We start from the raw sequence: 25,223 nt of genomic DNA, 5'->3' as shown, positions 1-25,223 counted from the left end.
GCGCCGATGCGCCGCTTTGGGTTCAAATGCGGCTGCTTCCCCTTCCCTACGTTCGACGCCCATGAAAATGCTTTTCAGGAAGATTGCTGTCTGCACTGCTGTCTGCACGTTCGTCGCCACGGCCGCAACGGCTGTCCAAGCGGCCGAACTGCACGTGATGAGTTCCGGCGGCTTCACCGCCGCCTACAAGATCCTCGGCCCGAAGTTCGCGGCGTCCACCCGCAATACCCTCGATACCGCGCTCGGCCCGTCGATGGGCAAGGCGCCCGAAGCCATCCCGAACCGTCTGGCGCGAGGCGAGCAGGCCGACGTGGTGATCATGGTCGGCTACGCGCTCGACGATCTCATCAAGCAAGGCAAGGTCATCCCGGATTCGCGTGTCGAGCTGGCTGATTCCCGTATCGGCGTCTCGGTGCGCGCGGGCGCGCCGAAGCCCGACATCGGCAGCGTGGAGGCTTTCAGACAGACGCTGCTGCACGCGAAGTCCATCGCCTATTCGGACAGCGCAAGCGGTGTCTACATCCAGAACCAGATGTTCGGGAAACTTGGCATCGAAGATCAAGTCAAGGCCAAGGCCAGGATGGTGCCGAAAATCCCGGTGGCCTCGGTCGTCGCGAACGGCGAGTACGAGATCGGCCTGCAGCAGGTGAGCGAACTGCTGCCGGTGCAGGGCGCGCAGTTCGTCGGCCGGATTCCCGAGGAGGTGCAGTCCGTCACGCGCTTCGCCGCCGGCATTCCGGTGGGCGCAAAGCATCCCGACGAAGCGCGCGCGCTGTTGCGCTACCTCGCCTCGCCGCAGGTGCAGGATACGGTGCGCGCCACCGGTCTCGATCCGGTCGCCGGGCCCTGAGTGCCCTGAGCAAGCACCCTGAGCGCCTTGACGGACGGGCCTGACGCGTGCGCGCGCCTGAATTGAAAACCCGTTCCATGCGAAAATCCGGACGTGCTCACACGCGGCGGCACGAGCGCTCTGGCGCTGAACCTTTCACGTCGCCACATCGAGACAGGGCGAGGAGACCAACCGTCGATGAAAGCTGACAATCTGATCGCGGATTCGAGGAGCGACGGGCTCGACCCGAGCTTCCTCCAGGGAGGCGGCGAAATGGGCGCCCTCATCCGTCAGGCGGATTGGACGCAGACCGCCCTTGGTTCGCCGGAGCACTGGCCGCAGAGCCTCAAGACCGCCATCCGCATCATGCTGACGTCGCGCCAGCCCATCTGGGTGGGCTGGAGCCCGGACCTGCTGTTCTTCTACAACGACGCCTACAAGTCGATCATCGGCGGCAAGCATCCGCATGCACTCGGCCAGCCGACCTCGGTGGTATGGCGCGAGGTCTGGAGCGACATCGGCCCGCTGCTGGATACGGCGCGCTCGGGCGTCGAAGGCACCTTCGTCGAACAGAAGCTGCTCATCATGGAGCGCAACGGCTTCCCGGAGGAAACCTACTACACCTTCTCCTACAGCCCGATCCCCGACGACCGCGGGGGCACCGGCGGCATCATCTGCGCGAACAGCGACGACACCCAGCGCGTGCTCGGCGAGCGCCAGCTCCACGTGTTGCGCCAACTCGCCGCCTCCGCCGCCGACGCCCGCACCTGGCGCGACGCGTGCAGCCTGTCGGTCGCCGCGCTGCAAGGCGCATCCCGCGACATGCCCTTCGCGCTGCTGTTCGCGGCCGAACCAGGCAGCGAGACCGCCGAGCGGGTCGGCGCGTGCGGCATCGACGCCGATCATCCGGCGGCCCGCGCGGAAGCCTGGCCGCTTGCGAGCGTGCTGCGCGACAACCAGCCGTGCGTGGTCACTGACTTGCGGCAGCGTTTCGGCACGGCACTGCCGACAGGCGCGTGGCACGTCGCGCCGGACCGCGCCGTGCTCGTGCCCATCGCGCCTTCGGGCGAGACGGGCCGGGCGGGCGTGCTGATCGTCGCGCTGAATCCCTACCGTCTGTTCGACGAAGGCTATCGCGCGTTCCTGAACCTGGTGGGCGGGCAGATCGGCGCGGCCATCGGCTATGCGCACGCCTATGACGAAGAACGCCGCCGCGCCGAAGCGCTCGCGGAAATCGACCGCGCCAAGACAACTTTCTTCTCGAACATCAGCCACGAGTTCAGGACGCCCCTCACGCTGATGCTCGGTCCGCTCGAAGAGCTGCTCGCGAGCCCGGCGCGCATCGGCGTGGAGGACCGGCGGCTCGTCGAGATCATGTATCGCAATGGCCTGCGGCTGCTGAAGCTCGTCAACGCCCTGCTCGACTTCTCGCGCATCGAGGCCGGGCGCATCGAGATGCACCGTCAGCCCACCGACCTCGCCCGCTTCACGGCGGAACTGGCGTCGCTGTTCCGCTCGGCGATCGAAACCGCAGGACTGCGCCTCGAGATCGACGTGCCGGCCGCGCCGCTGCTCGCGAACATCGACCGCGACATGTGGGAAAAGATCGTGATGAACCTGCTGTCGAACGCGCTCAAGTTCACGTTCGACGGCGTCATCCGCATCGCGCTGCGCGATCATGCGCAGCATGGCATCGAGATGACGGTGAGCGACACCGGCATCGGCATTCCGCAGCACGAACTCGGACGCGTGTTCGAGCGCTTCCATCGCGTCGCGGGCGCGACGGGACGCTCGGTGGAAGGCAGCGGCATTGGCCTGGCGATGGTGCAGGAGCTGGTCAAGCTGCACGGCGGCACCATCGAGGCCGCGAGCACGCTGGGCGACGGCGCGCGCTTCACGGTGCGGCTGCCCGCCATTCACGCCGACTCCGATGAGTCCGACCGGCCCGTCACTCCGCCCGCCGAGGCCAGCGCCCGCGCGCGCTCCTACGTGGATGCCGCGCTGCGCTGGATGCCGGACGCCGAAGAGCGCGCGGACGCGGACACCGTGCCGCGCGAGGAAGACGCGCCGCTGGGCGCGGAAGGCGCCGTCGAGCCGACGCCGGCGGACGCGGAGCCGGGCCGCGTGCTGGTCGTCGACGACAACGCCGACCTGCGCGACTACATGCGCCGCATGCTGAGCGCGGCGGGTCACGAGGTGAGCGTCGCGCAGGACGGCGAGGCGGCGCTCGCGATGGCCCGCGCCGCGCCGCCGGAGGTCATCGTCTCCGATGTGATGATGCCGGGCCTCGACGGCTTCGGCCTGCTGCGCGCCGTGCGGGCGGACGCGCGCTTGCGCGAGATACCGGTCGTGCTGCTGTCGGCGCGCGCCGGCGAGGAAGCGCGCGTGAGCGGTCTCGAAGCCGGCGCCGACGATTACCTGACCAAGCCGTTCTCCGCGCGCGAGCTGCTGGCGCGCGTCGCGAGCAATCTGCGGCTGGCGCGGCTGCGCCACGAGACCGAGCAGAAGCTGCGCGACGAATCGCGCACGCTGGAGATCCTGAACCGCGTCGGCAACACGGTGGCGGGCGAACTCGAACTGAGCCGCGCGGTGCAGGTCGTCGTCGATGCCGCGACGGAACTGACCGGCGCCGCGTTCGGCGCGTTCTTCTACAACGTGATCGATGAACAGGGCGGGCGCTATACGCTCTACACGCTGTCGGGCGTGCCGAAGGACAGCTTCGACCGCTTCCCGATGCCGCGCAACACCGCCGTCTTCGGGCCGACCTTCGGGGGCGAAGGCATCGTCCGTTCGGACGACATCACGAAAGACCCGCGTTATGGCCACAACGCGCCGCATCACGGCATGCCGAAAGGTCATCTCGCCGTATGCAGCTATCTGGCCGCGCCAGTGCTCTCGCGCACGGGCGAAGTGCTCGGCGGCCTGTTCTTCGGGCATCCGGAAGCAGGCGTGTTCGGCGAGCGCGCGGAGCGGATCCTGGCGGGCATCGCGTCGCAGGCGGCCATCGCCATCGACAATGCGCGCCTCTTTCAGGCCGCGCAGGACGAGATCAGCGAACGCACCAAGGCGCAGGATGCGCTGCGCGATCTCAATGAAACGCTCGAACGCCGCGTGGCCGATGCCGTGGCCGACCGCGACCGCCTCTGGGAACTGAGCGAAGACCTGTTCTATGTCGCGAGCTTTGAAGGCGCGTTGCTGCGCGTGAGTCCGTCGTGGACGCATCTGCTCGGCTTCGACTCGCAGCGTTTGCATTCGCACACGGTGATGGATCTCGTCCATCCCGACGATGCCGCCGCCGCCGCCGTACAACTCGAGCGCCTGCGCTCGATGGGCCTGTCCGTGCGTTACGAATGCCGCCTGATGCGTCACGACGGCGGCTGGCGCTGGATTGCCTGGAACGTCGCGCTGGACCCGCGCACGCGGCGCATTCATGGCGTGGGACGCGACGTCACCGCCGACCGCGAAACCGCCGACGCGCTGCGCCACGCCGAAGAGGCGCTGCGGATGGCGCAGAAGATGGAGGCCATCGGCAAGCTGACGGGCGGCGTCGCGCATGACTTCAACAATTTGCTGCAGGTGATCGGCGGCAATCTGCAATTGCTGACCAAGGATGTGGCCGGGCGCGAGAAGGCCGAGCAGCGCGTGCGCAACGCGCTGGCGGGCGTCGCGCGCGGCGCGAACCTGGCGTCGCAACTGCTCGCCTTCGGCCGACGCCAGCCGCTCGCGCCGAAGGTCGTGAACCTCGGACGCTTCGTGCGCGGCCTCGACGACATGTTCCGCCGCGCGCTGGGCGACGGCATCGAGATCGAGACCATCGTGTCGGGCGGCTTGTGGAACACGCTCGTCGATCCGTTCCAGGTGGAGAACGCCCTGCTCAATCTGGCGATCAACGCACGCGACGCGATGAACGCGCACGGCAGGCTGACGATCGAGGCGGGCAACGCGTCGCTCGACGAAGCCTATGCGCTGCGCAACGCCGATGTCGCGCCAGGCCAGTACGTGATGGTCGCCGTGACGGATACGGGCGCGGGCATGTCGCCGGAAGTGCAGGAGCGCGCGTTCGAGCCGTTCTTCACGACCAAGCGCGAAGGCCAGGGCACGGGGCTCGGCCTCTCGATGGTGTATGGCTTCGTCAAGCAGTCGGGCGGCCACGTGAAGGTGTACAGCGAGGAAGGACACGGCACGACGGTGCGCATCTACCTGCCGCGCGCACGCGAGGAAGAGGATCTCGAAACTGCCATCGACGCCGGCCCGGCAAAGGGCGGCAGCGAGACGATCCTCGTCGTCGAGGACGACGAGGAAGTGCGCGCGACGGTCGTCGAGTTGCTCGCGGACCTCGGCTATCGCGTGCTGCGCGCGAAGGATGCGCAAAGTGCGCTGGCGATCGTCGAGAGCGGCGTGCCGGTGGATCTGCTGTTCACCGATGTCGTCATGCCCGGCCCCTTGCGCAGCACCGAGCTGGCCCGCAAGGCGCGCGAGCGTGTGCCGGGCATCGTGGTGCTGTTCACGTCGGGCTATACGGACAATGCCATCGTGCACGCCGGACGTCTCGACGAAGGCATCGATCTGCTGAGCAAGCCCTATACGCACGAGGCGTTGGCGCGCAAGGTTCGCCATGTGCTCGGGCAGCGGCCGGAGCAGACACAGCCCGCGGAGACAGCCGGACACGCCGTACCAAACGTCCCGGACGCCCCGACCGACGACGCGCTCGCGCACATGCGCGTGCTGTACGTCGAAGACAACGAACTGGTGCGCGTCAGCAGCGCGGAGTTGCTGCGCACGCTTGGTCTCGACCTGATGGAAGCGGGCAGCGTCGACGAAGCGATGACGCTGCTGCGCGCGCAGCGCTTCGAAGTGCTGCTGACGGATGTCGATCTCGCGGGAGAATCGGGCGTGGCGCTGGCCATTGCGGCGTCGCGCGAGTTGCCGGCGCTCGGCGTGGTGTTCGTGACCGGCTTCGACCTCTCGCTCAGCGACGAAGAACGGCGCGCCCTGCCCGGCGCCATCCATCTGCGCAAGCCGTTCGATCCCCTGGCATTGCTCAATGCGCTCAATGCGGCGGCGGTGAGATAGCGAAGTCAGGTACGCAGCGGCGTACTGCCCGAACGCCATCGCCAAAAGCTCCAGTTATTGTCGGGAGCACTGTCCGCATAGTCAGGATAAAGGTTCGCGTTGGCCTGCCTCGCCAGCAGGTTCACGCGTTTTGAGTCATTGTCCCAGGCGTACATGTACGAGCGGTAGAAAGGGCTGGTCGCGCCCGGGTAGTAGTAATTCATCCAGTAGGGCTGCCAGATCCGGTCGTCAGGAACCTTGGCCGCCGCCGCGGCGCCCACGGCCGCGCCGATCGATCCACCCGTCCCTATCCCCACCGGCCCGGCCGACAATCCGCCGGCCACGGCGCCCACGACCGTCGCGCCAACGCCTATCGCACCCTTCGTGAAGTTGGTGGCGTCGCTGGCGGCCAGTTGAGGCTCGTACGCCCAGATAACGACCTTGCTGCCGTCGTCAAAATCGAATTGCCGTGTGTGCGGATTGCCGTCCACCGGCTTGCCATAGCGAAAGAAGCGGCCCTGCGTGTCCCAACTGGCGCTCGATGCCGCCCATGCGTTTCGATAGCCCGTGGGCGGGCCCAGCGGCGCGCTATCGACGAAGCGGAAGAGAAACGGCTCGCCATGACTGAACTCCACGCGCGAAAGGTCCTCGTTCGGCCGCTGCTCCGGTAACGGCTGAGTCACATTGTGCGGCGCCGCGGCGTCGGGAATCATCCCGGCGGAACTCGCATTGCCCGCCGATCCGCCGGCAGGCTCCGGCTGAAAGTACGTGTGGTCCGGGACGGCGGTCCCTGGCCACGGCTGGCCCAGTTCGTGAAAGTCGGGACTCGCATCCTGATTCCCGGCGAGCACATCGAGGCGTTCGAAAAAAGCCCGCGCATGCGCCCCATTGCGTTCGGCGGCATCGATCAGCGCGGCGCGCTGGACCTGCTGGTGATAGTAGCTGCGCGCGTTGTCACCATAGCTGGTGAAGTTCGTCGTCTGCCAGCCCATCTCCCTTGCCACCCGCTGCGCGAGCAGCTCGGTCGGGCCCAGGCTCGTCTGCGGCGCATCCGGGTCAGGGTCGCGCGAGTTCGTCGTCAGATGGGCGATCTCATGGACCAGGCCCACGCGCCACGCATCCAGGTACGTCGAATTCTCATTCGGCGCGGCGCTGATGTTCACGTACGGCGGCTGCTCGGGCGTTCTGGGCTGGGCACTGGTGTAGAGCGAGAGCGGCATGTTTGTTGCGGGGTTGAGCCGTAGATACATCGACGTCATCTCGCGGATGTTGCGGAAATCGCCCCGGAACTGCGGCGTGTGGTAATAGCGGTTCCGGAATCCGATGTCCCCGATCCGCTCGCCGCCCTGATGCAGACCGAAACTCACCATGTCGCGGAATGTCTCCGACCGGTCCAAAGCGTCCAGCATGGTGTTGCCGATCATGTCGGCCGTCTGCGTATCGATCAGCCTGCTGTGGCTGTTCTGCACTGCGCGTATCGCGCCCCACCGCGCATCATTGAGTTCAGCATCGCTCAACGGGCTGGCATGGCCTTTTTCGACCACGTAATCGGCGTAGGCGTCGGACGAGGCCGCCGGTGGATCGGGGTCCTCGCGCTTCACGCGCGCCAGGTCCACGTCGGCGGAGGGCAGTTGGGCTTGGGTCGGCACCCATGACGAAGAGGAATCCTTCTGGCCGGGGGGCTTCGGCGCTTCGCCGTCTCCGGCGGAAGCGAGTGAATCGCCGGGCGGGGATGGCTGGGATCGCTGCGACGATTCTGACGATTCCGACGATTCGACGTTGTCGGCAGGCTGCGGGTTCGCCGGAGCGGGAGACGCCGGTTGGTCGTCATCTGCAGTAGGAGCGGCATTGCTGGACGTGGCACTGGTACTGGCTCCGGAAACGATCATGAACTCACTCCTGCTCGACATTCTCGATAAACACGCTCGGCCCATTCCGGCCATCGCCCTGTCAGGTTCTCTGCGGCGTATCACCCGAGCGCCACCGCCAGAAACGCCACTGATCGTCGGGGTCGCTGTCGGCGTAGTCGGGGTAAAGGTTCGGGTCGGCCAACTGCGTTAGCAGCTTGACGCGATCCGGGTTGCTGTCCCACGGGTACATGTACTGGCTGTAGAAAGGACTCGCGGCGCCCTTGTAGTAGTAGTTGATGTCATACGGCTGCCAGATCCGGTCATACGGAACCTTGGCCGCCGCCGCGGCGCCCACGGCCGCGCCGATCGACCCACCCGCCACTGCCCCCGCCGGGCCGCCCGCCACGCCGCCGGCCACCGCGCCCAGGACCGCCGCACCCACGCCTATCGCGCCCTTCTCGAAGTTGGTGCCGTCGCTATTGGCCAGTTGAGGCTGGTGTGCGGAGATGACGACCTTGCTGCCGTCGTCGAAATCGAACTGGCGCACGTGCGGATTGCCATCCACCGGCTTGCCATAGCGAAAGAAGCGGCCCTGCGTGTCCCAACTGGCGCTCGATGCTGCCCATGCGCTCGCGAAGCCTGTTGGCGGACCCAGCGGCGTGCTCTGCGCGAAGCGGAACAGAAACGGCTCGCCCTGATAGAACTGCACGTGGGTGAGGTCCTCGCTCGGCGGCTGCTCGGGCAACGGCTGGGTCACGTTGTGCGGCGCCGCCGCTTCGGGAATCATCCCGACGGCGCTCAAATTGCTCGCGGACGTGCCGGCAGGCTCCGGCTGGAAATACGTGTGATCGGACGCGGCGGCCCCCGCCGCCGGCTCTTCGAGTTCATGGAAGTCGGGGCTGGCATGGCTGCGTTCGCTGAGTACCTCAAGCCGTTCGAAGAAGGCCCGGGCGTGAGGCGCATTGCGCTCTGCCGCGTCGATCAGAGCGGCGCGTTCGAGATGCTCGAAGTAACTTGTTCGATCCTCCGAGCCATAACTTTCGAACCGCGGAGGGTGCCAGCCCAGCTCGTCCGCCACCCGGTAGGCGAGGATCTCGGTCGGACCCATGCGGTCTTCCGACGAGTCCGTCGAAGGATCTTCCGAGTCGGTTAACTGATGCGCGAGTTCGTGTATCAACCCCAGGCGCCAGGTATCCATGAGCGGAGAACCTGCATTCGGCACCACGCCGACATTGACCCACGGCGGCTGATACTCGTCCCGTGAATGGGCGCTGACGTCGACTTCCAGCGGCATGTCCGTGGAAGATTGTCTTCGCAGGTAATCAGCCGTCATGGTGTGAATCGTGCGTTCCTCGCCGTGGAACCCGAAACGGTAGTCGTACTCGTTGCGGTAGTCGAGGTCGCCTAGCCGCTCGCCGCCATGACGCTGACCGTAGCTCACCATGGACTGGAAGGTCGGCGACCGGTTCAGCGCATCCAGTATCGTGTTGCCGATGGCGTCTGCGGTCTGCGAATCGGCCAGCATGCTGTGACTGGCCTGCACGGAACGCACCGCGCTCCAGCGCGCTTCGTTCAGCTCCGTCGCGCTCAGTGGTTGCTCCTGACCAAGCTTCACAACATGGTCGGCATAGGCATCGGCGGCGGCAAGCGGTTCGTCGTCGGAGTCTTCGCTGGAGTCGTCCCGTTTGACGCGCGTCGGGGCGGATTCGTCGGGAGCGATCTGCGACTGGGTCGACATCTCCGAACGAGGGAGGTCAACCTCACCGGAAGAAGTCGATGAAGCGCCTTCGGCCGGTTGCGCGAGATCCGCCGATTCGGCGTTCGACGAATCATCACCTTCTGTCGTGAAGGCGGCGTTGCCCGAGGTGGCGCTGGAAACGAGCATGGGGAGGTGTCCGGATGAAGGCGGGTGATTGCGAGGCAATCGTGCCGCCTTCCGCCTCCCCTCGGGTGCTAGCGGAATATCGCCCGGCCTGCGGGCATCAGCGCGCCCGCCGCTTCCGCACGGCCTCCGCGAGCAGTTCCAGCACCGGCTCGCTTTGCGTCCAGCCGAGGCAGGCATCGGTGATCGATACGCCATGCCTGAGCGGCACGCCCGGCTTCAGGTCCTGACGGCCCTCTTCCAGATGGCTCTCGATCATCACGCCGGTGATGCGCCGCTCGCCCGCTTCGAGCTGGCGCGCGATGTCCTGCGCGACATCCACCTGGCGCAGATGCGACTTGTTCGAGTTGGCATGCGAGCAGTCGATCATGACCTGCTCGCGCTGACCCAGCTTCGCCAGCGACGCGCACGCTTCGCCGACGCCTTGCGCGTCGTAGTTCGGGCCGTTCTTGCCGCCGCGCAGGATCACGTGGCAGTCGTCGTTGCCGCGCGTTTCGAAGATCGCGGCCATGCCCATCTTGGTCATGCCCATGAACGCGTGACTGGCGCGCGCCGCGACGATGGCGTCCGCCGCCACCTGCACGCCGCCGTCGGTGCCGTTCTTGAAGCCGATGGGACAGCTCAAACCCGACGCCAGTTGCCGATGACTTTGCGATTCCGTCGTACGTGCGCCGATGGCGCCCCACGCGATCAGATCCGCGATGTACTGCGGGCTGAGCAAGTCGAGGAACTCGGTTGCGGTGGGCAGGCCGAGCTCGCTGATGTCGAGCAGAAGTTCACGCGCGCGGCGCAGGCCTTCGTTGATGCGGAAGCTGCCGTCGAGGCGCGGATCGTTGATATAGCCTTTCCAGCCCACCGTGGTGCGCGGCTTTTCGAAGTACACCCGCATCACGATGAGCAGATCGTCGCGCAGCTTCCCGGCGACCGTCTTCAGGCGACGCGCGTATTCCATGGCCTGATCGTGATCGTGAATGGAACACGGCCCGACGACGACCACGAGCCTGTCGTCCTGGCCGTGGAGAATCCGGGCGATCCCCGCGCGGCATTCTTCCACCAGCGTCTGCACGCCGGGCGTCACGGGCAGTTCGTCGAGCAGCAACGCGGGGGAAATCAGCGGACGCACGGCGCCGATGCGCGTGTCATCGATGCGGGTCGTGTCTTGCGTGGAGTCGGCCACGCCTGCCTCCTGATCGCGGGAGGGATTGTCGATGCGGGTCAAGATGGGCTCCGTCATGCGTTATCAATGCAAAAAACCGGTATCTCACGCGAAGAATCCGCGCGTGGGTGGCCTTGCGGCGCAAACATCCATTATCGCATCCACGCCAGGCCTGTCGCGCGGTCCGTCCTGCAACAATGCGTATGATGGCAAGAACGGATCCATTCACAAGGAGCAGAACATGCGTATCGAAACCTCTTTCCTGTTCGATCTGGACGGCACGCTGGTCGACAGCGTCTATCAGCATGTGCTGGCGTGGAAGGAAGCGCTCGATGCGGAAGGCATCGAGTTGTCGGTGTGGCGCATTCATCGCAAGATCGGCATGAGCGGCGGGTTGTTCACGAACCAGCTATTGCGCGAGACTCATGGCACGATCAGTCCGGACCGAGTCGAGCGGCTGCGTCAACTGCATGCGGCGGCTTACCAGCGGCTGCGCGCGCAGGTCTGCCCGCTGCCGGGGGCGCGCGAACTGCTCGATGCGCTGACGCAGGCCGGCACGCGCTGGGCCATCGCGACGAGCGGACGCATGGAAACCGCCCAGCTCAACCTCGAAGCGCTGGGCGTGGATCCGTCGAAGCAGGTCGTCGTCACGCGCGATCAGGTGAAGTACGCGAAGCCGGACCCGGATCTGTTTCTCGCCGCGGCCGCGCGCCTGAACGTGCCGATCGAGAATACCGTCGTGGTCGGCGACAGCATCTGGGACATGCTCGCCGCGCGTCGCTGCCGCTCGCTGGGCGTGGGCTTGCTGTCGGGCGGATATGGCAGCGACGAACTGGAACGCTCGGGCGCTCTGCGCGTCTATGAAGATCCCGCCGATCTGCTGCTGCATCTCGATGAAGTCGCCGCGCGTCCCTGAGGTCCATGCTGCATGACACATTCGACTTCCATCACGATGCGCCCCTGGGGCGATGTGCAGCTCTATACGTTGCGTAACGAAAGCGGCATGCAGATCGACATCAGCGATCTCGGCGCGACCCTGGTCTCGTGGCGCGCGCCCGACCGCGACGGCCATTTCGCCGATGTGCTGCTCAGCCACGATGCGCCCGACGATTACCTGAACAGCACGGCCTTCATGGGCGCGATCGTCGGGCGATGGGCGAACCGGATTCGCGACGGGCGGTTTGTTATCGACGGTGTCGCTTATCAGGTCGAGCGCAACGAAGGCGCGAATCACCTGCATGGCGGCTCAGCGGGGTTTCATCGGCAGATGTGGCAGGCGCGCATCGACGGCGCCGCACTGATCCTGAGCTTGCATCCGGACGCCGGGGCAGCGGGCTTTCCGGGCAATCTCGACGTGAGCGTGCGCTATGCGCTCGATGCACACGGCACGTTATCCATCGACTACGAAGCGCGCACCGACGCGCCCACCGCGCTCAATCTGACGAATCACGCTTACTTCAATCTGAGCGGCAGCGTGGCGCCGGAGGCCGACATTCGCGATCACGAGATCACGATAGCTTCGGACGCATACTTCGCGATCGACGCAGGCTCGATACCGATTGCCCGCGAAGACGTGGCGGGCACGGCGTTTGATTGGCGTCAGCCGCAATCGATTCGCGCGCGACTCGATGAATCCAATGAGCAAGTGAAACTCGCCGGAGGTTTCGACCATTGCTACGTGCTGCACGACGGCAAGTCGCAGGATCTCCGCGATGCGGCCACGGCGTATGACGCATCGAGCGGCCGCGAATTGCTGGTCGCGACGGACGCGCGCGGATTGCAGTTCTATACCGGCAATCATCTTGAAGGCGAAGCGGCGCGCGGCGGAGCGCGCTACCGAAAACATGCGGGATTGTGTCTCGAAGCCGGCGGGTTTCCCGATGGCATCAATATGGACGGTCCAGCAAGAAGCGACGCCGTGCTCCGGCCCGGTGAAAGCTTTCGCCAGCGCACGCGCTATACCTTGCGCGTGCGCTAAACGGGGCGCTGGATGAAAGGCCAGCTCAAGGACTCGAATTCCGCCTTGTCCGTGTTGAACAAGCTCTCGTACCTTCGAATAAACTCCTTCATCTTGATTGGATCGGAACGAAGGTTTTTCAGCGCGTACATTGTCAGGGCAAAGCTATCCGGATTCGAGGCCATCTTGGGCGACAGGTTCATCAACGTGTCATTGAGAATGCCCCGAACCAGTTCCTTGTTTTCGAACGCCTTCTCCACGTCCTGAGCCGTCTTGAAGCGGTAGACCGAGTCTTTCACGTTCGGCGGATTGCGTGCATAGGCGAGCGTGAATTTGACTCGGCTGTCGTAGCGGTGGTCCGACAGCAAGGTATCGATGCTGAGATTCTTCAATTGCCCGTCTGCTCCCGCCTCTTTCAGGTGGCCACCAGCATAGGAAATCAGGTTGTTCACATCCATGCCACCCTGCTCCAGCTTCGCATACCAGTCGAAGGGACACTTGCTGTGCACGTGGAAACTCTCATGAACCATGGTTAGCGCCATGCCCTCCGAGAAGCTCTCGGCCAAGTGGTTCTCGAAAATCTTCATGCCAGTCGAGTACGCCACCATCAGCACGACGGATTCGCCGCCGACGTTCTTCGCCGGCGTGAGTCTCACTGACTGCGACGACGTCGTGACGATGTCTCGCGGCGGCACCCGGTTGGGCCCGGCGACCGTTCCCATGACGGCGGTGCTTTCCCTCAGATCACCGAGGTCGTAGGAGACGTCGGTAGACGGTCTCAGCTGTTCGAGCGCGATGACCGACGCGTTGATTCTGGTCGTCAGCTCCTTCTTCAGTTCAGGTGAATGGCCGCCCATGAAGATATCGAGTACCTTGTCGACGTCCGATTCCTGCGAGTGCAATGTTTCCAGCCCGCTCGTGAGTACCCTGCGGCCTTCGTCGCGGCTCGAGCGGATCAGGGCGCGCATTTCGTTGCCGCGCTCCTTGGTCAAGCGGGTATCGAAATGCAGGATCGGCTTGGTTTCGTATGGAAATCCCTTGAGCGCTTTTGGCGGAGATTGTCTCCATCCACGATCCGTGTGATAGAGATATTCACTGGCTTCCGTCGGGGCAGCAGGGTTCACCAGACGGTATTGATTGCGCGCGCCGTCGAATGTCAGCAGATAGCGGTTGCCACTCTGCTCGAGCAGATAGAGATTCTTCAGGTTCTCATTGCCCACGACCTTCCAGAGTTTCGTATCCGCGCTTGTCGATGCGCTTGCAGACACGCCTGCCGCAGCGCTCGTCGAGGCACTGGCGACGGGCTCCGCCTGAGAACCGTTGTACACGGCATGAACCCTTTCGAGCTTGCCTGCGGGAAGTTGACTCTCCGTGAGCTTGAATTCGTCGTCTATTTTCTTGAAGACGATATCGACTGTATCCTGGGGCAGGTAGACGCTCGCGCCGAAGAACGGCTCCTGATCTTTCAAGACTGTTGCCCGACCGAAATTACCCGCTTTGAAAGCGGGCCCAGGACGTAACGTACGCCACGGGACCGGGCTGTGGAAGTCGAGAATCATCATACCGAGGGCCTTGCCCGCCTGGATGACGCCGTCCACTGCTGCGTCGCCTGCCTCATACACCGCGTATCTGAGAAGCTCCGCACCAGTCAGGCCGTTTCGAACACCTTGCGACACAATCTTGACGGCCGCTTCGGCTCCCGCGTCGAACAGCTCCTCAAGTCCGGGCACGAGTGCCAGCACCGTCATCACCGCATCAACGCCGAGCTGCAAGAACGAAGGCCGATAATGACGGTCCACTAACCACATGTAGATTTCTTCGAAAAACGGAAGGGGAGGCACGGACGCCTTCGCCTTTGACATGGTGTACAGGTCTTCCTTCAGCACGTCTACCGTGTCGGAGAGCGTGTCGCAAACCATCGTCAATAGCGCGGAGAAGACTGTCGTTCCCGGTGCTAGTTGCTTTCTCTCCCTTTTCGCACCGAAATACCACTTCGTGTCACCCCGATGAGGCGGAAGACGCAACGTTTCCCCGGACCAGAACTCTCCGTCGTTAACTTTTACGGGCAGGTATTTCCACCATAGAGTTCTTGTCTTTAATTGCTCTTGAGGGATCTTTTCACAGAATTCAACCTTCCCGCTCGAACCGAAGGGAACGTAAAGCCTGACCACCATCCACTCCGAACTACTCAGCTTTATATAGGCCTCACGAAGATAAAGGAACGGATCATATATCAGATAGACCTGCTTCACATCGTACATCTCTTCGACGGTCATTTTGGCCTCGATGATCTTCAACGAGGTGATCCACGCAGCCTCGTATTTCAGGAAGCCCAGGTCCTCATAGTCTGCGAACTGGTTGTAGTAAGCAGTATCGCTGACACACAGCGCACTCGGCTTGATTTGCGACAACGAAAAGAAATGCTCGGGCGCGGGCCCAATGGTCTGCCAAAAATTCATGTCCCGCTTCGCCTGCTCGAATCTCAGAACAATCCCTTCCATCGCGCCGGCACTGACTGAAGACGCACGCTTGTTCGAAGTGACGAGGTGATAGACCAAAGCGGCCAGAACCTGGGCGCTTGCGACCGACTCAACACCATCATTGGTGGGGAGCAGATCGCCAGCCAGGGCCTTGACCGAGTTCTGCGCCGACAAGACGTCGCGATAATCCCCCTTCGCCTTGAACCAGTATCTGCTCTCAGGAAAGCGGGCCAGCTTTGCCACCAGCTCCGAGAAATTGTGATGAATGCTCCACTGTGTTTCGAGGTAAAGACGAGCGCCCTGGAGCAACGCCAATTGCGGTGCTGCTGTATGAGTGCTGCTCTGAGCAGCGATTTCCCAAACCAGGTCGGACAACAAGCCGCTATACATCAACCCGTATAGCCAATGACTGGAACTCGCAGTCGCACCTTCCAGAGTCTTTAATGCAGCAGTCTCTCGCGCCCACCCCATCGCGACTCCAGCCGCAAAAACATTCTCCTTGAAACTGGTCAGCCACTCCTCGAGTTCGAGGATAGTGATGTCGAACCCGTCGCGCCGCGCCTGAAGCCTTGTGACTTCTTTCTGCAAGTAAATGTCTTCCAATGGCGCCCTTCCGTCCGGGAAGTATTTCATCATCTCGTCCGCACGTTCTTTCGCCTTGATGGCGGCCTTCAGCTGGACCGCCACCGTATTTCTTTGCCCTCGCGTTTTCTCGAGATCTGCTTGCTTTTCAGTCGACGACCCGCGGACCAGATAAGCTTGACGGAAATCGATGTCGTCGAACGCCTCTCGCTCTTGCGAGATGAGCGTCCAATATTGGCTGATACCCTTCTCGTTCCATAGCCGGCTGGCGTCGACGCTGGCTGCGGATCTGGACGAATTCAATCCGCTATTTTTCTGTTCCGTTATGCTCTTCAAAAATACCGTCTGAAATTTAAGTTTCAGTGCTTTCCTGAAGTTCTCACTTTCCGGGTTTTGATAACTTTCATGAATCTCGTGATCTGCCGAATTGTCAAGCGCATCGAGCACCTGAGACCAGGTCGAAAAGCCGTCTCTTCCCAGTAGCCCACTCAAAGAGCTATTCAGTCCCTGGAACGAGCCTGTCTTGAACAGCTCGCTCAACGCTGCGAACAGCGGAGCACTGGAGACCGAAGTCCATTCTCCTCCGGACTTGACCAACGTGCACATCCTGATTCGCTCGGCATCACCAAACAGGATGCCCAAGTGAGGTGCCAGGAGCGAAAACGGCCAATACATTCCATCCATGCTCAGAAACAGTTGATCATTGTGGACGTACACCATTCCATCCACGCCAGCGCCCGTTTTTTCGTCCGCGAACGCATAGGCGGGGTCGAATGAATCCACGATGCCCCGCACATCTTTGCTGACCGAGAAGAAGCCGCTGTCGGCCGTGGATGCCGCTGTACTGCTCTCTTCCAGAACCCATTTTCCCTGCTTGTCTTTCTGCAGCGGCACCCAAGAAGCGCTGTTGAAACTGGCGTATTGATCGCCGATCTTGACCGTTTCACGGAGGGTTTTTTCGGAAAAGCCTTCGGACGGAATCGTGACTGCCTCGCAGATGTAGAGTTTTCCCCTGATTCTCAACAATGGGGCTCGACTTTTGGACTCGAATTTTCCTGGAAGAAGAGCCCACGCAGCGGCCGGATAGTTGATGCTTACAGGCATGACTTGAGCCGTCACACGATCCGCCAAAGCGATGGACACGTATTCGATATCCTCCAGCCAGAATTCATTACGATCGTTATGGATCAATGACCGCCAATTCATTTTTTCGTCCAGTGCTGCATGAATTGGATCCCGATAGGGAGCCTCGTCGATGTCATGAATCTCCCATATCTCGCGATAGCTGCCACCTGGATACTTCAACAAGTCTTTCTCGACTCTCTTGCACTTGTAGTAAAGACCGTCAAGAAGCAGAAACTTCTGATCTGGAGAACCGACGGTGTAATACATGCCCGGTGATTCGTCCTGCACCAGATTGGGCACCGAAGGTTTGCCGATCAGGAATGCCTTTGCTCGGGCTATCAGATCGTCGGAGAACTTTCTGGGCATGGGCTGCGGCCTGACGACCGTTGCAATCTCCCAGATCTTGCTGGCCGGGTTCCGTTTAAGATACAGCCGTTCAGTGGAAACACCTGCGCCGCCGAAGACGCACAACAGATTGGGGTGAAACACCGTAGCGGAGCGATATTTTCCGTCTATTGCAATGTAACAGGCGCCGCCCCAATGCGTATATAGCCGTCCTTCAACGCCTGCAGCCTCATCGGGATAGTGAAACACCTCTTCGACGGACCATCGCCTGATTGCTCTCGACACCGATGGATCGAGATAGCTCTCTGTCGCAACGGCGGGCACCGGCTTCGTGGGAGCATGCAACGGGGTCCATTTTTTATTCTCTCTCTTGACGAAAATGTTTCTGTCGGCGTCATTCAAAGAGAAAACTTTGCCGATGATAAAGTCGAAGCCCAGATACTTGGAAGCTTCAGCTGTCTGGAGATGAATTCTCCAGTAGCGACCTGCAATGAAGATATACGCGCGGCTTCGCTGCGCATTGCAATATATGCCGTCTTCCTCCTTCGTCGCGAAGTCACCCTGCCTGGGTTTGTAGTGGGCCGACTGGGTGAAACGTTCCAGGACCATGGCCGTCAGGTGATCACTCACCTCTGAATAGCGCGGCAAGGCCCAAAATTCCATGGAACCTTCCTGAGCGGCTGCTCCAAGAGGGGCTGCCTGCCGCCTGGAAACCACATGACCCGAATGAAGCGCGCTGGCATCGAACGGCACATCGATGACGATGTCCATCTGACGCGCAGCAGCCTGATGAGCGACGCTCAGAACCGCATCATCCACAACGCCGGCGGACCGGCTATATCTGAGCCACGCCTGACGGGACGCCCATCCCACCGCAGCCAGCGACATGCTCCCTATCAGCCCGCCCACGATCAACTCGGCTTTCGTCGGCCGCCATCGCTCAACCTGAACGCCGGGTGAAGCCGCTACAACATCGCCCGGTACTATCTGCGTTGCCGCCGGCTTGTCGAGCAACTCGCTCGATTCCTGCGACGCCTCACTTGGGCGTACTTCCGTCAGATCCTGGAGCGGTATCGCCGGTTCGGCCAAGGGTTCATTGACCTCCTTGTCCTGATTGCCGGACACCGTTGAGCGCCTCCGGCCGATCGCCATATGACAGAAGTACCCGATCACGCCCAACAGCCCCAAACCGCCCGCCACCCCCGCCACGATGGGTTTCCAGCGCGCGCACAAGTCCTGTTCATCGGACGCAATGACGAAGTCATGCAGCCTGACCTGGTTGTCCTCATTCCAGTATTCGATCCCGCGCGCCTCGAGGATGTCTTCCGGATCCGCAGGCACTTGCAAGGCGTCGATGTCCGCTTCGGCCAGTTGCGGGATCAGAACCGGTCCGCCGCCCTTGCCCCCTCGCACACGACGCCTTGTCCACCATCGATCCATCATCCTTGCAAGCGGCCGCCGTCCATGTTCATTCACCGCTCGCTCGTTCACGATCAGGCAGAACGCGCGCTCTTCCGAATCCCATTTCACCGGGAACGCGTGTCCGTCGGACTGAACGTAGCAGCGTCCATCCACCCGGAAGATGCCTTGGCTGTCTTCCTCCACGCCTGCAAGCGATACATCACGCGCAAAGCACGCCGCAAGAGGCGTCAGCACTGCCCCACTGGATTCACCGCTGATGGTCGTGGCGCAGGCCTTGCCCAATACCGATGTGATGGCGTCCTGAAGCGCACCGGCAACCCATGCCTCCGTCTGCTCTTCGATTCTTGTCCTCAGCCGCTGAACGGCGGGTGTGTCACTGTCCGCGAGTGAACGCATCATCGCAGCGGTCCAGTCGAACCAGTTCCGCGCTCCGGATGTTTCAATCCGGACCTGTCCGCGCAGTTCCCATAGCGCAGGCAATAGTGGCAACAGATGGACTAGCGTGTTCATGCCGGTCCAGCCCAGCATGTGCAACTTGCGCACATCGGTTTCGAGCTGTTCCAGTCGCTCGCTTCGTTCCTCCACATCCGCGCGGGCCAGCGCCTGGAAGGACCACGCAAGCCGCATGGCAAACAAGGCATCGCACAGCACCTTCGACTCCGAGGACTCGCGGAGATCGCACAGCACGCCCGCCCAGTCCCAGTGATCGGCGTAGATCGACAGGCGTTGCGCCAGCGTCATGGTTCGCGCGAGATCGGCGGACGTCGCGCCGGGAAGACATCGGAATGCCGCAGCGGGATCGTGCATGACGTCCTTCTCGACGGTTTTGAAGAAGTTGCGCGCCGTTTGCTTCCAGGTCGTTGCGATCTGAGTGCTCTTCACCCAGTGCAGGATTTGCTTCGCCTGCGTGCCAAAGGGGACATAGGCCAGCGCACCTTCCAGGGTCGAGAGCGCTGCCGCCGGAAGATGACTCAGCAATGCAAGATTGAACACAGTGTTCGCCGCGGCCGTCCACGACTTGCACTGCGTGAGCTCGAGCAATGCGTCGAACCAGGCGCCCACATGTTCGTCGCTGATGAACGCCCTCCGCCACTCCGTCACCGGCAGGCCGCCGGCCTCCAGCAGATGCCCCAGTTCGGGCTCCGAAAGCTGCCACATCAGCCACTGCGCTTGCTCGACCGGTGGCGCCGAGACGGGAAAGCGCGTCATGCGAAGAAACACGACGCGACCGGGCCGAACAATCCCGGCGACGCCGACAGGAAGCCGTCCAAGGGTCTCGTCAGTAAGATGCTCGCTCTGCAGCGTTTCCAGCGTCCAGCTCAGCTGGTCGGCAAGCGATCCGGAATCCGGATAGCTTTTCCATGCCGGCAGCAGTCCGCTCAATTGACGCGCCACTTGCAGCAGCGGTTGCATGAATTCAGGCAGCCAGGAAGTCGCGCCCTGATCCTGAAGAAACGATTGCATGACATCCTCGAATCCGGGGCTTGCAGGCAGACGCGAAAGCGCTTCGAACTGTCGTACCATCACGTCCAGTGCACGCACCACGGACTCGGTCGAGTCTCCGGACCTTTCGGGAAGCACGTCGAGCAGATGCGGCAGCGAGGCCCTGAGTTGCTCGACAATCGCCCGCAAACGCGGAATCGTCTCCTGCGCATTCGCTGAGCGGCCGACGGCAACTCCCGCGGATGTCACGCGCAATACTTGCGACACTTGCAGAATCAGCTCTCGCGCGCTTTGAGGAAGTAGCTTCAGATCAGCCGCCGAAAATCGATCGATCGCTTGCATCAATCCATTCAGCTTTGCATCCAGGGGACTGTCGGCTTTGGTAATGGCCATCGCCGATGCATGAAAGCCACGCGCCGCGGCATAGCCCCGCGTCAAGCCAACGAAAAGATCGATAGCCGGGAACGCGCGCTCGGGAAGCAAATGCTTCAGCTCCGGAGAGCATTCTTTGGCGATATAGGCGGCGCATCCTTCCAGCCGCGCGCGCAAACTCGTGGGACGGCTCATGATTGCGCTCATCGCTTCATATGCACGAACGTACGCAGTGATGTGACGCCTGATGGTATCGAGGTAATCCAGCGTCTCTCTTGGTCTCGCGCCCGCCCAGTCTTTCAGCGCCTCCACGACTTCTTTCACGGAGGAACCGCGACGCGCCGCCTCGAACGCCTCATAGGCCCGCGCGACCTCGCGCATGAGCGCCGACGATTCCGCGTCTTCGAGAAGCATGCGCGAGAGTTCGGAGGGAAGACTGCGTGCGAGCCGCCCGACCCAGCCACGCCCGTGCCCGTCATGATTGCCGCTCGAGTTGGCTTCTTCGGAGCGAAGTCGCCCGTATAACTCGCGCACGGCATCCGCGTGACGCATGATCCTTTTCAGGCTGGCCAGCATGGGCTGCATCCGCGCCGGCAGACGACGTTCGAAGCTTGTCAGCGCACGCAGAGAGCTGTCCAGCTTGTCCATCCATGAACCGCCGCGCTCATCCACGCGACGCAGAGACTCGCCGATATTCTTCGCGCATCGCCAGATGCCGATCGCACCCTTGAGGTTATCGGCAGTCGCGGTAATGCGCGACTGCATGCACCCGGGAAGCCACTCCGCATAGCGCGGCAGCATATCGGCCAGCTGGATCAATTGCTCGTCCCACGGTGCGGCACTCGACCAGATGGCTTCCAGATCCTCATAAGCCTGTCTGGCAGCGAGCGCATGATGAAAGGCGCTCCCCGCCACTTGCAGCACGGCGCGAACCAGTACTTGTTCGAACATCTGCTGGAGGCCGGCCTGCCCGCCTCGCGAGACCTGTTCGGAATCTTCGATCACATCCGGCCCGGCGTGCTCGACCCTCCATCCCGTACGTTGAACGCGCCGGTCGAATAATGACGCCCGGCGATTCCTCAAACCTTCATCTTCGAAATACAGATCCACCCATGCTCCCGCACTTGCAATGAAACGCGCTCAGCCGAGTGGTTCGAATCCGGATGCGGATAACTTTTCCACATGACGCGCACCGTGCATGATGAATGGGATCATCGAGATTGCTTAACGCATATAACAATGCGACGATTCAGACTTAAGCGTCTGATGGCCTTCTGTTTGCAAAGGAACGGAGGGGACTGCGCGTCAAATTTAAACTGCGGAGGGAGAGGAGGTCATGACGTTGAAGATGCGCGACGCATCAAGCCTTCGCTCGCACGCCAGGCGCAATGCTGGAAGGAATAGCTTCGAGAAAGCCGTGCCCCATCTCCTTCTCGAAGCGAGCGGGGCTGCCTTCCCAGATAATGGACGCGTGTTCGAGCACATAGACACGGTTCGCGTGCGGCAATGCAAACGTGACGTTCTGCTCGCCGAGCAGCACGGTAATCGGCGTTGTCTTCTGCAACAAATCCATCGCTTTCGACAACTGCTCGAGTATCACCGGTGCGAGGCCAAGCGTGGGTTCGTCGAGAACAAGAAGCCTGGGCTGCATCATCAGCGCGCGCGCGATGGCGAGCATCTGCTGTTCGCCACCCGACAGCGTACGCGCGGTCTGAGCCTGACGCGCCCGCAGTATGGGAAACAGCTCGAATAGCCATTCGAGCTGATCCGCGCGTACCTTGTCGGCGAGATGATAACCGCCAAGATCAAGGTTTTCGCGCACCGTCATGTCGCCGAATAACTCACGTGTTTCAGGACACTGGACAATGCCGGAGCGCGCGATCGCCGCGCCGCTCATGCCTTTCAGGTCCTGCGTGCCATAGCGTATCGTTCCCTGGTACGGCACCAGTCCCGAGATGGCATTGAACAAGGTTGTCTTGCCCGCGCCGTTCAATCCAACTACTGAGACGAACTCGCCCTCGCGCACATGCAGGTTCACGCTGTCGAGGGCGCGCGCCTTGCCGTATAGCACGCCCACATTCTCCACCCGAAGAATCTCGGGCCTGCTGTTCGCCACCTGCGTGACGCGCTCGCGTGCCTCGATCTTGCCGCCGAGATAGACGCGCCGCACCGTCTCGTTGCGCATCACCTCGTCCGCCGTGCCTTCGGCCACGTATTCGCCGAGATACATCGCGAGTACCCGGTCCGCGAGCGCCGCCAGACTCTTTACGTTGTGATCGACCAGCAGCACCGCGCGCCCCTCCGCGCGGAAGCCGCGAATCAGTTCAGAGAACGTTTCGGACTCGGCGGCAGTGAGACCGGCAAAGGGTTCGTCGACGAGCACGACTCGCGGATCGCGTGCGATCGCCTTCGCCATTTCCATGCGCCGCAGATCCGCGAACGGCAAGGTAGCCGGATGCCGATGCATTACGCCGCCGAGGCCCACGCGTTCAGCAATCTGGCGCGCGCGTCGGTTGACATGTGGATCGGCCGCAAGCTTCACGAGCGAATCGGGCAACAGCGCCAGCTTGATATGTTCCAGCACGGTCTGGCGATGCAACGGCCGCGAATGCTGGAACACGATGCCCACGCCCGCGCGCGCAATGCGATGCGGCAGCCAGCCGGCCATCTCCACACCATTGACCTTGATGGAGCCCGCATTGGGTCGCTCGATGCCCATGATGAGCTTCATGACCGTCGACTTGCCGGAGCCGTTCGGTCCAATCAGGCCAAGAATCTCCCCCGGCCGGATTTCGAAGCTGATGTCCTTTACCGCGATCAGACCGCCGAAGCGCTTGGTCAGTCCGTGCACGGCAAGCAGAGGCGCGCGGTTCTCGTCGTCGATCATTCGCGTTCCCTCACGCGCAGGAGGTTGCCGAGCAGGCCATCGGGAAAGAACAGGATGACCGCCAGCGCCACGGCCGCGACCACGAACGTATTGATCTGGCCGAGTGGCCTCAGGAACTCGCCCGCGACGATCAGGAAGATCGAGCCCAGCACCGCGCCGAGAATGGTGCGCCTGCCGCCGAGCACGGCCGCGATGATGATCTGCACGCCAATGCCGATATCGACCACGGTGCTGACCGAAGCCGTGCCCTGATAGAACACGAGCATCGCGCCCGCGACGCCCGAGAACACCGCGCTGATGCAGAAGGCTGCGAGCTTGTGCTTGACGACGTTGAAACCGAGCGCCTGCGCGCCGACCGTGTCCTGACCGCTTGCCTGCAGGATCAGCCCGATAGCCGAGCGCGACAGTCCGAACAGGATGATCGCGCAGACGATCAGGAAGGCGAGTGCGATCCAGTAGTTAGTGCTGGCATCGACGGACATTACGTCCGGCACCATCATGCCGATCTCACCGCCTGTGATGCCCGCGAAGATCACGATGGCGTTTTGCAGCAGGAGCACCGCCACCAGAGTGACGAGACCGAAGTACGGACCGCGCAGGCGCAGCGCGGGCACGGCTAGAAGCAGACCGCCAATCAGTGCAACGAGACCGCCGGCGATCACGCAGATGGCAATGGGCGCTGCGACATGCGCGTTGAGGATCGCCGCTGAATAGGCGCCGAGGCCGATCAGGAAAGTTGGTCCGAAGTTGACTTCGCCCGCAAAGCCGAACAACAGGTCCCATGACATCGCGAAGACGCCGAAGTAGTACGCCACCGTCAGCACGCCGAGGATATAACCGGTGAGCCACCACGGCAGCGTCGCGGCGATCACCGCAAGCACAACGGCGACGACAATCAGACGCGAGCCTCCGAAAATCTTCATGATCAGCGTCGCCCGAGAAAGCCCTGCGGCCGCACGTACACGACCAGCACGAGCAACAGCAGCGCGGGCAAGGGACGCAATGTCGGCGCGATCAGATACGCGGTCACGGTCTCCAGATAACCGACGACATAAGCCGCCAGCAACGAGCCGGACACACTGCCGAGGCCGCCCAGCACAACGATGGAAAACGCGCTCGCCGTGAGTTGCCCGGCGTTGTTCGTGCTGACGCCGAGAAAGGACGCCAGCAGCACGCCGGCCACGCCCGCGAGCACGCCATACAGCGTCCAGGCCAGCAGATAGATGCGCGACAGTTCGAAGCCGAGCAGCGTGAGCCCGCGCGGATTCATCGACGCCGCGAGCAGCGCCTTGCCCGCCTTCGTGCGGTTCACGAACAGCCACAGCAGACCGATCACGACCCAGCACACCACGGCGATCATGATCTCGTTATAGGGCACGCGCACGCCCGCCAGACTCGCGACGCCGGGAATCAGCGGGCGCATCGTGACGGGGTTGTCGGAGAACAGCCAGGCCATGCCTTGCTGGATCATGATGCCCCACAGCAGCGTGCCGGTAAGCACGAAGATTTCCTTCTCCTCGCGCGGAATCGCGCTGGAGCGCTGAATGGGCCGCACCACCATGAAGTATGTGATGTAGGCGGCAATCATCCCGCAAAGCACGCCGAGCGGCGTGCCGAGATACGTGCCGAGGCCGGCCTCGCCCGCCAGCGCCCAGCCGAGCAGCGCGGAGATGAGCATGACGCCGCCGTGCGCGAGATTCAGCACGCCCGAGACGCCGAAGATCAGCGTGAAGCCGAGCGCGCCGAGTGCATAGAGCGAACTGATCGCGAAACCGTCGATGAGGATCTGCAGCGCAAGCATAGGCGGTCCTTGTCGGATCGATGTTCAGGTGGAACCGGTC

Annotated in this window: 11 protein-coding genes; 4 read left to right on the top strand and 7 right to left on the bottom strand. The window is 62.6% G+C overall.

The window, feature by feature from the left end; translation table 11 throughout:
- The first annotated feature begins 61 nt into the window (after window positions 1–61).
- Both QCE69_RS23440 and QCE69_RS23435 read left to right on the top strand, forming a co-directional pair.
- Window positions 62–850: a substrate-binding domain-containing protein gene (locus tag QCE69_RS23440; RefSeq protein ID WP_309933280.1), complete on the top strand. Its 789-nt coding sequence runs from the start codon at window positions 62–64 to the stop codon at window positions 848–850.
- 177 nt (window positions 851–1,027) lie between these two features.
- Window positions 1,028–5,902, top strand: a complete 4,875-nt coding sequence (locus QCE69_RS23435) for a response regulator (RefSeq protein WP_309933277.1) — start codon at window positions 1,028–1,030, stop codon at window positions 5,900–5,902.
- Window positions 5,903–5,907: 5 nt separating this feature from the next.
- Here the strand turns inward: QCE69_RS23435 and QCE69_RS23430 are convergent, their stop codons facing one another.
- The 3 genes from QCE69_RS23430 to QCE69_RS23420 form a co-directional block, all read right to left on the bottom strand.
- Window positions 5,908–7,770, bottom strand: coding sequence for a M85 family metallopeptidase (locus tag QCE69_RS23430; RefSeq protein WP_309933275.1), 1,863 nt, complete (start codon window positions 7,768–7,770; stop codon window positions 5,908–5,910).
- A gap of 61 nt (window positions 7,771–7,831) precedes the next feature.
- Window positions 7,832–9,616, bottom strand: a complete 1,785-nt coding sequence (locus tag QCE69_RS23425; protein WP_309933272.1) for a M85 family metallopeptidase — start codon at window positions 9,614–9,616, stop codon at window positions 7,832–7,834.
- Between the two features lie 97 nt (window positions 9,617–9,713).
- A complete protein-coding gene (locus QCE69_RS23420; RefSeq protein ID WP_309923489.1) occupies window positions 9,714–10,832 on the bottom strand; it encodes a 3-deoxy-7-phosphoheptulonate synthase in 1,119 nt (372 codons plus the stop codon).
- A 178-nt stretch (window positions 10,833–11,010) separates the two neighbouring features.
- Between QCE69_RS23420 and QCE69_RS23415 the strand changes: the two genes are divergently transcribed.
- Both QCE69_RS23415 and QCE69_RS23410 read left to right on the top strand, forming a co-directional pair.
- Window positions 11,011–11,685 carry an HAD family hydrolase gene (locus QCE69_RS23415; RefSeq protein WP_309923487.1) on the top strand — a complete coding sequence of 225 codons (675 nt, stop codon included), beginning with the start codon at window positions 11,011–11,013 and terminating at the stop codon, window positions 11,683–11,685.
- 12 nt (window positions 11,686–11,697) lie between these two features.
- Window positions 11,698–12,747 carry an aldose epimerase family protein gene (locus tag QCE69_RS23410; protein WP_309933271.1) on the top strand — a complete coding sequence of 350 codons (1,050 nt, stop codon included), beginning with the start codon at window positions 11,698–11,700 and terminating at the stop codon, window positions 12,745–12,747.
- Here the strand turns inward: QCE69_RS23410 and QCE69_RS23405 are convergent.
- The 4 genes from QCE69_RS23405 to QCE69_RS23390 all read right to left on the bottom strand — a co-directional run bounded on the left by QCE69_RS23405 (window position 12,744) and on the right by QCE69_RS23390 (window position 25,183).
- Window positions 12,744–21,605: a hypothetical protein gene (locus tag QCE69_RS23405; RefSeq protein ID WP_309933269.1), complete on the bottom strand. Its 8,862-nt coding sequence runs from the start codon at window positions 21,603–21,605 to the stop codon at window positions 12,744–12,746. The genes QCE69_RS23410 and QCE69_RS23405 overlap by 4 nt on opposite strands.
- Window positions 21,606–21,855: 250 nt before the next feature.
- Window positions 21,856–23,382, bottom strand: coding sequence for an ATP-binding cassette domain-containing protein (locus tag QCE69_RS23400; protein ID WP_309933268.1), 1,527 nt, complete (start codon window positions 23,380–23,382; stop codon window positions 21,856–21,858).
- Window positions 23,379–24,305 (bottom strand): branched-chain amino acid ABC transporter permease, encoded by a 927-nt coding sequence (locus QCE69_RS23395; protein ID WP_309923480.1) that lies wholly within the window; start codon window positions 24,303–24,305, stop codon window positions 23,379–23,381. The genes QCE69_RS23400 and QCE69_RS23395 overlap by 4 nt, the downstream gene beginning before the upstream one ends.
- A gap of 2 nt (window positions 24,306–24,307) precedes the next feature.
- The gene (locus QCE69_RS23390; protein ID WP_309933267.1) at window positions 24,308–25,183 is read right to left on the bottom strand and encodes a branched-chain amino acid ABC transporter permease; all 876 of its coding nucleotides are present in this window, start codon (window positions 25,181–25,183) and stop codon (window positions 24,308–24,310) included.
- Window positions 25,184–25,223: the final 40 nt, after the last annotated feature.

The organism is Caballeronia sp. LZ032, assembly GCF_031451315.1.
Classification (GTDB): Bacteria; Pseudomonadota; Gammaproteobacteria; order Burkholderiales; family Burkholderiaceae; genus Caballeronia.
The sequence above is the reverse complement of the archived record's forward strand: the minus strand, read 5'-3'. Positions and strand labels throughout refer to the sequence as shown.

Excerpts from the sequence above, each read along its gene's own strand:
- QCE69_RS23400 (WP_309933268.1), bottom strand. The coding sequence starts at position 23,382 with ATGATCGACGACGAGAACCGCGCGCCTCTGCTTGCCGTGCACGGACTG.
- QCE69_RS23440 (WP_309933280.1), top strand. The coding sequence starts at position 62 with ATGAAAATGCTTTTCAGGAAGATTGCTGTCTGCACTGCTGTCTGCACG.
- QCE69_RS23430 (WP_309933275.1), bottom strand. The coding sequence starts at position 7,770 with ATGATCGTTTCCGGAGCCAGTACCAGTGCCACGTCCAGCAATGCCGCT.
- QCE69_RS23415 (WP_309923487.1), top strand. The coding sequence starts at position 11,011 with ATGCGTATCGAAACCTCTTTCCTGTTCGATCTGGACGGCACGCTGGTC.
- QCE69_RS23410 (WP_309933271.1), top strand. The coding sequence starts at position 11,698 with ATGACACATTCGACTTCCATCACGATGCGCCCCTGGGGCGATGTGCAG.
- QCE69_RS23395 (WP_309923480.1), bottom strand. The coding sequence starts at position 24,305 with ATGAAGATTTTCGGAGGCTCGCGTCTGATTGTCGTCGCCGTTGTGCTT.
- QCE69_RS23425 (WP_309933272.1), bottom strand. The coding sequence starts at position 9,616 with ATGCTCGTTTCCAGCGCCACCTCGGGCAACGCCGCCTTCACGACAGAA.
- QCE69_RS23435 (WP_309933277.1), top strand. The coding sequence starts at position 1,028 with ATGAAAGCTGACAATCTGATCGCGGATTCGAGGAGCGACGGGCTCGAC.
- QCE69_RS23390 (WP_309933267.1), bottom strand. The coding sequence starts at position 25,183 with ATGCTTGCGCTGCAGATCCTCATCGACGGTTTCGCGATCAGTTCGCTC.